Origin of the sequence: Parachryseolinea silvisoli (assembly GCF_021190955.1) — a bacterium.
GTDB lineage: Bacteria > Bacteroidota > Bacteroidia > Cytophagales > Cyclobacteriaceae > Ohtaekwangia > Ohtaekwangia silvisoli.
The window spans coordinates 1,808,136-1,820,926 of the sequence record NZ_JAIOAO010000001.1; the positions used below are offsets into that span (position 1 = coordinate 1,808,136).

Here is a 12,791-nt window from a genome sequence, read left to right on the forward strand (position 1 = left end):
ACGAATGGATTTGGGCATGATCGGTACGCACAAAAAGCTTACCTTGGGAACCATATCACACTTTATGAAGAAGCTTCTTGCGCTATGTGCCATGACCCTCTGGGGAATCCAAGCCTTTGCACAATCCCAGGCCGAAATTCTGTTGGAAGGAACGCAACTGTACAGATCTGAAATGGCTTCCTGGGTTGGAACCGATCTTTTCTTAGCAAAGTATGGCGAACAAAAGGAAAATACCGGCGGCTATCTTTCCTACCTGGCCGGCGAAAAGGCCGTCTGTATATTCTTCTCGAAAGACGCGACGCCCAAAGCGATCGCTACATTTACATTCGACAGTTCCTACAACGCCCAGACAGCCGTTGTCGATGGTCAGGAGCGGGCATTAACCAGGCATGAGCACGATCTGGTGACGATCCGTCAGATCGCGATTCGTGCGTATACGTCTGATACTATGTTCCATTCGTATAAAAACATGAACCCTAATTTCATCCCGATAAGTGACAAGCAAGGAAAAAGGGTATATGTTTTAACAGCTCCTCAGGAACAGGGCATCATCGTCTTCGGCAATGATTACCTGCTGACGTTTGACAATACCAATACCCTAAAACAGAAACGACCGCTACACAAGAACCTGATCCCGATAAAATACGATCAGCAAGACGGTAAATTAGTCCTGGCCACGATGCATACCCATCTGCCTGAAACAGGCGATCTGATCACCCCCACCGACGTCTGCACCCTACTGCTTTATGCACCACACATACCCTGGGGGCAACATTTTGTTATAGGCTCCCAGCATGTTTCCATATGGGACTGCAAAGACAAGGACTTAATCATCATGAAAAAAGAAGCCTGGGATAAAATAATGGCTACTGAAAAACAGAAAGCCGGAATACCGAAATAAATGGATAACACATTCCTTGCTACCATCCCCGTCCTTCCCACGACTGACATCGATCGAGATGTTCGCTGGTATCAGGAAAGATGGGCGTCAGTAGTCTGGGCATCGCTCTGCCCCCCAGGGATCGCTGAGAGCCTGGTATAAATTCCATTGAACAACATGGTATAAGCCATCTTCGAGGATCACAACGCTTATTTCTACCGCGTCGCGTTCTTTCACGTCCATACGTTCCGGAAGCAACGCCGTATCGAGTCCGACGTACGGGAAAAGTAAAAATTTGAATTGAGAGGACTGGTCTCTCAAGATTGAGCGATTGACTTGGATCAATTGCCGATAATCCTGAAAGAGGTGCTCACACAGTGCGCGGTCTTCGTGTTCTTTGCTCATTCGATCAAGTATAGCTACTCCGCTGTCCAGTACTGCCAACAACTGTTTGGCATACTGATATGCCTCCCGCATCTCTGCATGTTGCGTTCGCTCGAAGAATGACTGGCAATTTTCGATCTGATATCGATATCGCTGCACCCTCTCCTTTTTTACATCCATAGCGTCTTCAGCCAAACTGCTGAGAAACGCAGCGACTTCACGCGTCCGCATTGTTTCCTTCCGCTGCCACCAGTAGGCAAAACCAACTGCCATCATTAACAAGACATAAACTAAAAACAAGAAAATAGAAGTCGCTCTCATGGGAATATCGTTTTAACGCTTCAAAACCCTAATTTATTGCTCTGGCCTCAAGTACTATTGGTTTTCGGAATAGTCATGAATACTATCGCTATTTGCATTTTTCGATTTAACGTTTATATCTTTGTAACCAGAAGCATTTGTCTAAAGTAGATCCCCCGCATCAGGCTTCGTGTGTTAACGGTCATTTAGAATTCTTCTTTTTTTCAGGCATTTAATTACCAGACATGGCATTTTCTTGCACAGCCTTTACAAGTTATTGTCAATTATTATTTCAAGGCTAGAGATTTTTCAATTCAAAAAACAATGTTTACGATTAAACGACAGACCATTACCACGGAGTGGTGGGGTGGCTCTATTAGCTGGTTGGATAATACCATTCTCGATGGTACCAACTGGACGCTTTATGGGCTTGACGGTAGCGTCAGTCGAACAGGCTTCACACTCTCCCATGCCTTTGACCGTTGTATTACCTCGCAGGATGGTCAATATGTATTTGTATACGGGAACCTCAGCACCAAAGGTGTACTCTTGAAACTTGGCGAATTTCTTCGGGAGATAAATCGCCCTTATTACCATGCGGCCACGTATGAATATCCCGCAGCATTTTATACATCGCCGACAGGAAAAACCTACCTCATCCATTGCCCGATACGCTACGATCAACTTGACTTCGAAGACGTCGAATCGGGAGAGATCGTAACCAATATTCCTGGAAGAACGCCGGTCGATATATTTCACTCACGCCTGGAAGTAAGTCCTGACAATAAGTTTCTCATGGTAAGAGGTTGGGTTTGGCATCCGCTGGATGTGTGCTGTCTGTATGATATTGATGCCTGTTTGGCGGACCCGAACATGTTGGACAAGGGTGGTATATCGACAGCAGAAGGACCTCTGGAGAAAAGTATCGGCGCGTTTGTCAACGAGCACGAGGTGTTGTTAGGAGCATTAGAATCTGATGATGATTTACCTTTGCATCACATCGCCACGTGGGATTTTATAGCGCAAACAGTAAAGAACCCCGTTAAGGTCTCGGGAGAGTTTGGCAATATTGTTGGCGTTCAGAATGGCATTGCCTGGGATTTTTATAAATACCCCAAGATTATTGACATCCAGACCGGAGTGGTGCTGGATACAATGGAGGATGTGGCAACAGGGGAACAGGTGTCCTCTATCATCCGTTATTTAAAGTACGTTCCTCCAATTGTATATAACCGCGAATTGAATCTGGTGGCGATGGGGACCTCTGGGAATCAGATTGATGTGTTTTCGATAACTGAATCTACTAATGTCGGCTAATACGCAGTATCAGCCTCTTTTTGCCTGCCTCCCCTACGGTCCGGCTATCTCATCGGAAGTTAATTCCCCAAATAATCCGTAAAAAAAGCTAATGCTTCTCTAACGGAAACGCAAAAATCCTTAAATTGTACAGATCGGCCACAGTGTACCTGCGTTCGAGCTCCGGCTGCTATAGGACAACCTGAATGTGGCCAATGGAAAAACCTGTTAAGACCCATGACAAGTAAAACACAAAAAGAAGCATTCCTGCACTACGAAGCAGACAACTATTTTAACCGGAACAGAGGCGTTTCTTATGTACCGGAAAAGGATGTGGTAATCAACCTGCTAAAAGAATATAATTATACACCGCAGCGTGTACTGGAAATCGGCTGCAACACCGGCTATCGCCTTGACGCTATCCGCAGCCAGTTTGGTTCATTTGTGGCCGGCATCGAGCCTTCGCAAGAAGCCATTGACAAGGGTAAGCAACAATATCCGGAGGTACAATTTGTAAGAGGTACCGCCGATGACCTGTCGACCTTTTCCAACGCAGCCTTCGACCTCATTGTGATCGGGTTTGTGCTCTATGTGGTAGACCGTGAGATGCTGCTGAAGTCCATTGCCGAAACAGACCGGGTGCTGAAAGATGGCGGCTCGCTGATGATCATCGACTTCTTTACCGAACGACCGGTCCGTAACGCCTACCAGCACATTCAGGAGATGGAGGCGTATGCATATAAGCAAAACTACGACGAGATTTTCACGGCCACGCAGATGTATCAGTTGCTGGACAAGCGTAGTCTGAGCCATATAAGCAAGAACTACGACGCTACAGGCGATTATTATAACAAGTACTCCATCACGACCCTGCGCAAAGACTTGCAAGCAGCGTATAAATAAGAAACATCAGTAACGGGCTACATCGTTTGGATACTGCTCTCATGCGGATCAGGTAGTTATTTTCTTCCACCGGCAGAAACTCATATATCGAATGCCTGCAGCATCCTCTGCAGGCATTCGATTTTATACCGCGACGGTCAGAAAGTCAAAGCAGGATAGTCATATTTTTAAGATTACCCGATCTCCATTCCCTATACTGCTGAATACTATTTCAGGAAGCTAGTTATAAACCTTATACGCTTTTCCTGTTTGTGCACCGGCCACGCTTTTCACATAGGATTGAGCCACACGATGCATGGACACGGGGATTCTTCCTTGAAAATAAGGAAAGTAGCCCGGGGATTCTTCTACTACATCCGGCCCCACAGAATTGATCCGCACGCCGTTCTCTAATTCGATCGATGCTCCCCGCACAAAGCCATCGATAGCAGCATTCACGGCACTCAGTGAAGTTCCCAGCACCACGGGGTCATCGCCCAAACTCCCCGAAGTCAACGTGAACGACCCTTTTGGATTAATATAGTGCTGACCTATTAACACCAAATTCACCTGGCCCATTAATTTGCTGTTCACACTTACTCTGAAGTCGGCATCGGTCATTTTGTTTAACGGCCCAAAGTGACCATCCCCCGCTACACACACGACCGCGTCAAAAGAACCTGCCTTTTCATACATCTGCTTTATGGAATCAGGATCATTCAGGTTGACCTGCAGATCGCCACTTTTTGATCCTGCTTTTAAAATTTCATGACCTTGTTCCAATGCTTTTACAACATGCTTACCGATAGTCCCAGAAGCGCCAATGATGATAATTTTCATACTTACTCTCTTTTTTGTTTAGCAAAACTATCCCAATAGTGTACTTTTGGCAAGTAGTTACCTTTCTGTCTAGTAATGACAAAAAGGTAGTAATTTCGAATTCGTGGAAATGGAACAGGAAAAAAGTCAAAAAGAAATTCACCATGCAGATGACTGCCCGATCACAGCCACCATTGATGTGATTGGCGGCAAATGGAAGCCTCCTATTATCTGGCTTTTATTGAAAGGACCCATGCGGTTTGGCGACATTCATAAAACAATGCCGGGCATGGCATTGAAAGTATTGTCAAGAAGTCTCAAGGAACTGGAAGCCGACGGAATAATTATTCGCACAGCATTTCCGGAAATTCCACCCAGGGTAGTGTATTCCTTAAGTGATAAAGGCGAATCGCTACGTGAAATTATGCACCTTCTGTCACAATGGAGCCGCGAGCATATTATGAAGCTGGATGAGGTAGCTTGATAGAAGATATAGTATGGCAAAACAAAAAAGGCTTGTCAAACGACAAGCCTTTTGGTACCGAAGGGGGGACTCGAACCCCCATGTCTTGCGACACACGCCCCTGAAACGTGCGTGTCTACCAATTCCACCACTTCGGTATAATCGTTATGTGCGTCTATGTTTTTACAACGTGCAGTCCTACCTGTTTCCCTATGTGATCCAGCGGACTAGCCGGGTGCCCAGGACTGGACTCGAACCAGCACACCGGTTAAGGCACTACCCCCTCAAAGTAGCGTGTCTACCAATTTCACCACCTGGGCATTTTGTGTGGATAGTACGAATTTACAGTGTGTGTGCGTGTTGGGGCGACAAAAGTAGCAAAGCTTCGCAGATTATCAAAGCTATTCTAAAAAACGACTCACAAAACTTCCGGCAAAAACTGAAAAAATTCCCAAAACCAGGGTCGCCGCCACATACACCAGGGCCGTTGGCGCCATTTTCTGCTCCCACAGGCTAAAATTTTCCCAGGCAAAGGCCGAAAAGGTTGTAAAGCCTCCACAGAAACCGACACCCAAAAACAGTCGCCAGGGTTCGGAGAATCCGGTCTTCCGCATCGCCAGCCCATACAACAAGCCAATGGCAAACGAGCCGATCACATTCACCACCAGGGTGCCATACGGGAACACGGCGTTCAGCCGCGCGTCGACCGACCGCACCGTAACGTACCGGGCCACACTGCCCATCGCGCCGCCTAGCGCCACCGTCAGAATTTTGTACAGGTCCATATCCGTGTTGAAAAATGCTGCCGGAAAGATAGCATTTTTATTCGGGCACTTTATGGCCGCCGGACACAGCCTCGACAATCACGCGTTGCAGGAACTCCTCCAACGTGAGGTTGTGAATGATCAATAACTTGGTCAGCGTTCGCAGTGTAAGGTTGTGTCTGCCGGTCTCCACGCGCCAATACTGCGCCCGTGGGAACTCATGATCGAACGCAAAGCTTTCATAGCTTGTATATCCTTTTTCTTTTCGCAGGCCAACAAACACGCGGGCCACACTTTCGGCAAACTGTCGTAGTAGTATTTCTTCGGTCACAGGGCCAAATTCAGGCCTTTACACCGTAAAAATTACATCTTTAAAAGTCCTTCATTTAAAGACCTTCATTGCCGGAACATCTTTTCAGGACCATCGTTTCCGAAACATCATATACTATCCCGATGAATAGTCTCTAATCGCGCTAATGCTTCAACAATCGTTCTAAGATCTCCGCCTTTCGTTCACGGCTCAACGGCAGTCGCTTCGAGCCGATAATAACTTCATTCCCGTCGATGGCAGCGATGGCTTTCACCGATGCTATATAGGATTTATGAATACGCATAAACGCCGGCGTCGGCAGAATCTCTTCGATATTCTTCATACGAAGCAACGTCATAAACGATTTTTCTGCCGTATGAATCACGATATAATTCTCCATGCCCTCGACATATAGAATCGAATCGAAATGAATTTTCTCATAGCGATAGTCGCACTTCACAAAGAAGTAATCCTCACGGACAGGCGTTGTGTTTTGCGGCGCTTGCGCGCGCAGTGTAAAAAAATCACGGGCCTTGTTGGCGGCTTTTAGAAAACGATCGAACGGAAACGGCTTTACCAGATAATCCATGACATCCAGCTCATATCCTTGTAGCGCGAAGTTAGGATAGGCCGTGGTCATAATGACCATCGGACGCCTGGTGAGCGACTTTAAAAAATCAATACCGGTAAGTCGCGGCATCTGGATATCGAGAAACATCAGGTCGACCTGTGCCGACGACAACACCCGATTTGCATCCAATGCGTTTTCACAGGCGGCAACAACTTCCAGGAAGTCGACCTCCCGGATATAGCTCAACAGTCCTTCCCGCGCCAGCGGCTCATCTTCTACGACGATGGTTTTTATTTTGCTCATGCCAGCGGAATCGTTAACGTCACGGTATAACTATCGTGCTCGCGGCTCACCACGAATGTATGATCGGGATACAACAACTCCAATCGCCGCTTCACATTTCGGATCCCGATACCGCCGACCTCCGCGGGTGGAAGGGGCTCATACGTATTGTAAAATGATGCACGAAACCGTGTATCCTCCCGCCACAAGATGACACGAATTATATTCTCGCGATCGGTATAGTTGGATACAAACTTAAAGGCATTTTCCAGGAATGCGATAAGCACCAACGGCGCGATATGAAAGCCGTGCAAGTCGCCCTCGGTGCGATAGTCCAGCGTCACCCGGTCTCCTTTGCGCAGCTTCTCCAGCGCCATATAGTTTTCCAGGTACTCACGTTCCTGCTCGATCGGAATGGTATCTTCCGAGCAGTCGTATAGCTGAAAGCGTAGCAGGTCGCTGAGCTTGATGAGCGTTTCCGACGCCAGGTCGGGATTTTTCTTGATCAGGAAGTATACGCTGTTAATGGCATTAAATAGAAAGTGTGGATTGACTTGCGCCTTCAGGTATTGTAACTCGGCTTCCACCTGCTTGCGGCGCACTGTCGCTGTGTTGCGATCGGCGCGGAAGCGTCCTAGCAATTGCCGTAGGCCCGTGGCGATTACCAACACGGTGATGTTGGAGATGATGGCATAGCCCATGACCATCGAAAGCTGAAGGGGATACGTTGTGCCCAATACGTGCATCGTCTGAATGAGTGAGAACGCAAGCCCGACCGACGCGGCGATTACGATCATGACGAAAAGTAGCAGGGCTGGCACGTACCGTCGGCGATTATAGAACCGTGGCCCTACCCAGTATGAAATACTATAAAAGCAAGCCGCATTGAACAATAAGTACACGGCTGTCACCAGGCCCACGCTAAAGAGGTTCTGGTACATGGATTGGTACATCGATACCCAAAAGATGTAATAGACAGTCCAAAACAGGAGGTGGTGGAATTTTAGCCGATCAAGCCAAAACCAGAAGCGTTCGGTATTCATGCACTGATAAAGTAACACAACCCTACGGGTTTTCAGCAAGTTTCCTTGACAAAGTGGGCAAAGTCATTGACCAACTGCGGCCTCATCCCTTCCCGGTCGTCATTTTTATCGACGACCAGCTCTTAAAGGGCAGGATAGGCACCGCCCTGCAGATGGTCAGCAGGGCGGTACGGTTGGTCAAGAAAAATTTCAAATCGTTCAGCACCGCAGTTTCTTTGTCTCATCAACAAAAAACAATACCGATATGAAACATATTTTCTCCTTACCTCTCATTGCCCTGCTCGCCGGACTCTTGTTTGCCCACTGTATGGCGTATGCTGAACACCCTACATTTGTCGTCGAAGTAAAAGGAACTGGCACTCCGCTTATTCTTATACACGGATTTTCGTGCACCGGCGACGTCTGGAAAGAAACCGTAGCACACTACCAGGACCGTTACGAATGTCATATCATAACACTTGCCGGCTTCGGCAGTACGCCCCCGGCTTTACAACCAGGTTTTCTGGAGGGCGTTAAGAATGATTTACTGGCCTATATCAAAACAAAGAAACTAAAGTCGTCGGTCATTATGGGACACAGTATGGGGGGCGTACTTTCATTTTGGGCCGCGGCCAGCGCGCCCGGTACCTTCAGCAAGGTCATTGCCGTTGATGGTGTTCCTTTCCTTCCTGCGCTGCAATACCCCGGCGCGACGGCAGCCACCGCGAAGCCCTACGCCGAAGGCGCTCAAAAAGCCATGGCCATACAGACTCGCGAACAATACAAGACTTACAGTCATAGTGCCCTTCAAGCCATGATCACCAGCCCCGAACGACTCGAACAGGTCAGCGCCATATCATCCCAGTCCGATATTCCCACGCAAGCCCAGGTTTGGTATGAGCTCATGACCACCGACCTGCGTGAAACCGTCGCTGCGATTGATTGTCCTGTACTATTATTGGGTACCTGGATAGCCTACCAGAACTACGGCACAACGCGGGAAAGCGCATTGAAGGCATACCAGGAACAAATCGCTAAGATTCCCAATTCCACCCTGGAGATAAACGACAAGGCCAAACATTTTATCTTCTATGATGACCCAGCGTGGTTCTTTGAGAAAGCGGATGCGTTCCTAAATAAGAAATAGTCTTATTACCCCATCGGAGAAATTCAAATCCTTCTGATCCTTTACCGGGCGGAAGGATTTCTTTTTTGGGCATACGTCGAACGGACCGCTCTTATCAAACGTTTTGCAGCTATCTGAAAAAAATATTCCGATCACCTGGGTGATCCGCCCCAAAACCGAGTATTAAGCCTTACCATGGATGAACAAAAAACAGTCACTGGCCTAAAGGAACGCAACAATGCAGCCTACAACCTGCTGTACACGTTCTATTACCCCACGATCGAAAAATTCGTCATCCGCAACAGCGGTACGGCGGCCGACGCCGAAGACGTTTTCCAGGAAACCATTATCGTGCTGCTGGATAAAGTCCCCAAAGAAGATTTTATCCTCACCTCATCCATAAAGACCTATATCCACGCCGTCGCCTCCAACCTGTGGCTCAAACGCTTGCGCCAGGCCAAACGTGCGGCCAAACTCCAACTGGACTACGAGCTGCACGACATGAGCCTGGCCGAGTGGGAAGAAAAAGAAGCCGGCAAGGCCTCGGGCAATATCATCCAACGTATTTTCGAACGCATGACCCGCCACTGCGTGATCTTCCTCACGAAGACATTCCTTAGCGGGGCCTCCCGCGAAAAGCTCATCGACGAGATGGGCTATAAAAACCCGCACACGTTTGACAACCAAAAGTATAAATGCCTGGAACAGGCGCGCAAAAAAATACCAGCCGACCGGGTGATGGAGTAACCTCGGCGGGTATAATGGATCAAACACATTGAACATTATACCATGAAACTTCAGCAAAACCAACTGGCCCCGAACTTCCGCGTAACGGATGTCTTCGGCCGTGTACTCGACTCCAAAAAATTCGCCGGCAAAAAAGTATACCTCGCCTTCGAACGAAACGCCGGCTGCCCCGTCTGCAACCTCCGCACCCACACTCTCCTTAAACAAGCCGACCACTTCGCCGCCAACAACACCATCGTCATACTGGTTTACGAGTCAACCGCCGCCAAGATGAAAGAATACCTCGGCCCCAACACCTACCCCTTTTACTTCGTAGCCGATCCCGACAACCTTTTATATAACCAATACGGCGTCGAGCGCTCCATGCTCAAAATCATGCGCGGCCTCTTCCACGGTCTGCTCCGTAAAGTACGCGAAGGCACCAGACTGTTCGACACCCCCATGAAGCAAGACGGCCACACGGACCGCGTGCCGGCGGAGTTTGTTATTCGCGAAAACGGTACGCTGGTCACGGCGCATTACGGCCGTTTTTTAGGTGACCATTTGCCACTTCCTACGCTCCAGACACAGTTGGTGTAATCTACAAAACTCGTCACCGAGACATCGTGACGATCCTTCCTAACTCGGAGGTCAATCTGATAACGTCATCCTAGAGAGGACAGATCTATACCTTTGAAATTGAAATGCCATCAAACAAAAATCGATGCGGCCCGATGATCTTCGCGGTTGGTACGGCAGCAAATTTCTCTTTGACTCCAAACCCGTAATTAGTAGCATAAAAATCAAAGGAACACGTATCTATCATGCAATTAACCACCTCGATTGGAGGATGGCCATAACCTTCATGTAGCCCATTTGAAACCACCACCATCACTTTATTTGAAACTTTGCTTATAGCATTCCAAACATCGTCACTGAAATAGTTCTCATCACCGCTGCCGTGGTGAGGTATCTGGATAAGCAAATTTGTTGTCTCTAAAATATTCGTCAAAATTTCTTCCTTCCAAATCCTATCTATAATATCAATGTGCGTATCCGCAGTGAGAATAATAAGAGTGTCTTTAAATCTTATAACTAGCGCTATTGAAAGTATATTTATTAAATCTCCGTCATCATACTTCCTTTGCAAACTCGGGTGATTTTTTGTTTTATTAGCAAAAGCAGAAAGTTCTTCCGACTTAGGAGCAACAGCCCGAATGGAAACCCCGCCATCGAATATCGCAGAAAAATCGGTCCCCAACCAATTTAAGTTTTCAATTACGTTCCTTCTACGCAAATCATTTATACGTAAAAGAAGCTTATACAATTTTGAACTCAGGTATTTTTCATCAGACCCTTCGACGCTCTTAACGTGCTTATTATTAAGATGCCTATATTCGTCCAACAAAAGAAATGGGCATACAAGACTTTTAATGCTTACTCCATGTTCATCGCAATAATTCAACACTTCCATTAATCCCACACAATGATCCCAATGGGGGTGAGAAACAGTAATGAAATCGATTTGTTTTATAGAGTTTCGCCGCAAAAAATCTACAGCATGATTATGACAGGTATAGTATTCAATAACACTTTCAGGGTCGTTAGAATAGATATATTTCAGCCCAAAATCAACCAACCCAATATTTTCACCGCCATCGGATCCTAGTTCTATAAAAATACAATCTCCTTGGGAGACATCATTAAACGTGATATAATTCATTCTTTAACGGGAGAGGATCTATCAACCATTTTTTAATAGATCACTCAATTTAACGCTAATTTTTGTTTTTGAATCTGCAAACGCAATATCTTTTTCTGATAAAGGGGCAACCTTCATATCCAATGGCTTGCCATTCTCAAACGCCACAGTTAAATCCAACCATACGCCTTCTCTTGGGTCTACCTGCTTTTTTAGTAATTCAGCCTTACTAAGAGCAAACCTTTTCTCTTCTTCATCAAAATTATCGGGATTAAAGGCTCGAACAAAAACTTTATTCTCTCCTACGGTATCCACGATACCCATAAATCGCATTTCTATTGTTGCCATCTTCTTCTCACCTCTCATTTCCCCGCTTAAATAGCCACGCAAACCTAACCTAAGCATACGTGCCAGGCCTCTATCTTCTTTAACATCAACGACACCCTGCATCAAAAGATCGTAATATCTCCTAAGAGTTTCGTCAACTTGTCTGGTATCACTCTTGAGTAAGCTGAAATACGTATATATATACGCGGTCGAAACATCCTCTCCAATCAGCTTCGTTTCATTTTTATCAATATTTTTTGATTCACGGTCAGGCAATAATGCTACAGTTATAGTTTCATCAGATGTATACGTTTTCGGTGCATCTCGATTAACCACTTCCCATGCCAAATTTACACTACTTAGATCATGGAAATACTTACGCTTCCTGTGGTGTGCAAATGCCTCTTCGACTATCCAAAACGGAACATCATTTTGCGAGTCTGGACCACATGTTGCCAACAAATAATCTTTGACAAGTTTTGTCGAAAGACTTTCCTTAAAGTTATCTAGTGCCCTATTTAAAGAATTGTATATAAATTCTTGCTCATGGCCGCCTTCCGTTACAATTTGTATCTGTTTATTTAGATTTTCATCGTGTACAAGCAGATTGCGCTCGTTTACCAATATTTTTTTAGACGCTTCCCAAGCGGCACTTATTTTCGAGGAATCACTATTTATCGTAGCTCCTGTGTCAAGCCAATGATTAACGCGGCTTTTAAATAAACTAATAGTTTGTACTTCTGGATCATAAAAACCAATCTCGTCAGCAACCCTAGCCGACTTGGGAGCCTTTGTATCAAGTAGAAGGATTACAAGTTTAGGAGCGTTGCCATTCCACTTATAATCACGATATCGATGAAAGCGCATCGTGTAATCGTAGTGTTCACGCCCTATGCTTGATAGTTCCATAATTGAAGATCAAAAGCCTTTTACCCTG

15 protein-coding genes and 2 tRNA genes are annotated in these 12,791 nt (G+C 46.4%); 7 read left to right on the forward strand and 10 right to left on the reverse strand.

Annotated elements, in window-relative coordinates; translation table 11 throughout:
- Window positions 1–64: 64 nt before the first annotated feature.
- Window positions 65–901 carry a hypothetical protein gene (locus K7P01_RS07510; RefSeq protein ID WP_267291445.1) on the forward strand — a complete coding sequence of 279 codons (837 nt, stop codon included), beginning with the start codon at window positions 65–67 and terminating at the stop codon, window positions 899–901.
- A gap of 87 nt (window positions 902–988) precedes the next feature.
- On the opposite strand, the gene K7P01_RS07515 is transcribed toward K7P01_RS07510, so the two are convergent.
- Window positions 989–1,585 carry a hypothetical protein gene (locus tag K7P01_RS07515; RefSeq protein WP_267291447.1) on the reverse strand — a complete coding sequence of 199 codons (597 nt, stop codon included), beginning with the start codon at window positions 1,583–1,585 and terminating at the stop codon, window positions 989–991.
- A gap of 303 nt (window positions 1,586–1,888) precedes the next feature.
- Here K7P01_RS07515 and K7P01_RS07520 point away from each other — a divergent pair, with 303 nt between their 5' ends.
- Both K7P01_RS07520 and K7P01_RS07525 read left to right on the forward strand, forming a co-directional pair.
- Complete coding sequence (locus K7P01_RS07520) at window positions 1,889–2,881, forward strand: hypothetical protein (RefSeq protein WP_267291449.1); 993 nt, start codon at window positions 1,889–1,891, stop codon at window positions 2,879–2,881.
- 216 nt (window positions 2,882–3,097) lie between these two features.
- Complete coding sequence (locus K7P01_RS07525; RefSeq protein WP_267291451.1) at window positions 3,098–3,763, forward strand: class I SAM-dependent methyltransferase; 666 nt, start codon at window positions 3,098–3,100, stop codon at window positions 3,761–3,763.
- 219 nt (window positions 3,764–3,982) lie between these two features.
- On the opposite strand, the gene K7P01_RS07530 is transcribed toward K7P01_RS07525, so the two are convergent.
- Window positions 3,983–4,582 carry a short chain dehydrogenase gene (locus K7P01_RS07530; protein ID WP_267291453.1) on the reverse strand — a complete coding sequence of 200 codons (600 nt, stop codon included), beginning with the start codon at window positions 4,580–4,582 and terminating at the stop codon, window positions 3,983–3,985.
- Window positions 4,583–4,691: 109 nt separating this feature from the next.
- Between K7P01_RS07530 and K7P01_RS07535 the strand changes: the two genes are divergently transcribed.
- Entirely contained in the window at window positions 4,692–5,045 is a 354-nt protein-coding gene (locus K7P01_RS07535; RefSeq protein WP_267291455.1) for a winged helix-turn-helix transcriptional regulator, read from the forward strand.
- Window positions 5,046–5,097: 52 nt separating this feature from the next.
- On the opposite strand, the gene K7P01_RS07540 is transcribed toward K7P01_RS07535, so the two are convergent.
- From K7P01_RS07540 to K7P01_RS07565, 6 genes are all read right to left on the reverse strand, one after another.
- Window positions 5,098–5,182 (reverse strand) — tRNA-Leu (locus tag K7P01_RS07540).
- 78 nt (window positions 5,183–5,260) lie between these two features.
- A tRNA-Leu gene (locus K7P01_RS07545) sits at window positions 5,261–5,344 on the reverse strand.
- Between the two features lie 81 nt (window positions 5,345–5,425).
- Window positions 5,426–5,809, reverse strand: coding sequence for a fluoride efflux transporter CrcB (crcB, locus tag K7P01_RS07550; protein WP_267291457.1), 384 nt, complete (start codon window positions 5,807–5,809; stop codon window positions 5,426–5,428).
- A gap of 37 nt (window positions 5,810–5,846) precedes the next feature.
- Window positions 5,847–6,119 carry an XRE family transcriptional regulator gene (locus K7P01_RS07555; protein WP_267291459.1) on the reverse strand — a complete coding sequence of 91 codons (273 nt, stop codon included), beginning with the start codon at window positions 6,117–6,119 and terminating at the stop codon, window positions 5,847–5,849.
- 142 nt (window positions 6,120–6,261) lie between these two features.
- Window positions 6,262–6,972, reverse strand: coding sequence for a LytR/AlgR family response regulator transcription factor (locus tag K7P01_RS07560; protein ID WP_267291461.1), 711 nt, complete (start codon window positions 6,970–6,972; stop codon window positions 6,262–6,264).
- On the reverse strand, window positions 6,969–7,994 hold the full coding sequence (locus tag K7P01_RS07565; protein ID WP_267291463.1) for a sensor histidine kinase: 1,026 nt from the start codon (window positions 7,992–7,994) through the stop codon (window positions 6,969–6,971). The genes K7P01_RS07560 and K7P01_RS07565 overlap by 4 nt, the downstream gene beginning before the upstream one ends.
- A 244-nt stretch (window positions 7,995–8,238) precedes the next feature.
- Here K7P01_RS07565 and K7P01_RS07570 point away from each other — a divergent pair, with 244 nt between their 5' ends.
- The 3 genes from K7P01_RS07570 (at window position 8,239) to K7P01_RS07580 (ending at window position 10,425) form a co-directional block, all read left to right on the forward strand.
- Entirely contained in the window at window positions 8,239–9,120 is an 882-nt protein-coding gene (locus K7P01_RS07570) for an alpha/beta fold hydrolase (RefSeq protein WP_267291465.1), read from the forward strand.
- Between the two features lie 174 nt (window positions 9,121–9,294).
- A complete protein-coding gene (locus K7P01_RS07575) occupies window positions 9,295–9,846 on the forward strand; it encodes an RNA polymerase sigma factor (protein ID WP_267291467.1) in 552 nt (183 codons plus the stop codon).
- Window positions 9,847–9,888: 42 nt separating this feature from the next.
- A complete protein-coding gene (locus K7P01_RS07580; protein ID WP_267291469.1) occupies window positions 9,889–10,425 on the forward strand; it encodes a redoxin domain-containing protein in 537 nt (178 codons plus the stop codon).
- 85 nt (window positions 10,426–10,510) lie between these two features.
- On the opposite strand, the gene K7P01_RS07585 is transcribed toward K7P01_RS07580, so the two are convergent.
- Both K7P01_RS07585 and K7P01_RS07590 read right to left on the reverse strand, forming a co-directional pair.
- Window positions 10,511–11,548, reverse strand: coding sequence for an MBL fold metallo-hydrolase (locus K7P01_RS07585; RefSeq protein ID WP_267291471.1), 1,038 nt, complete (start codon window positions 11,546–11,548; stop codon window positions 10,511–10,513).
- Between the two features lie 21 nt (window positions 11,549–11,569).
- Entirely contained in the window at window positions 11,570–12,763 is a 1,194-nt protein-coding gene (locus K7P01_RS07590) for a 30S ribosomal protein S16 (protein ID WP_267291473.1), read from the reverse strand.
- Window positions 12,764–12,791 lie beyond the last annotated feature (28 nt).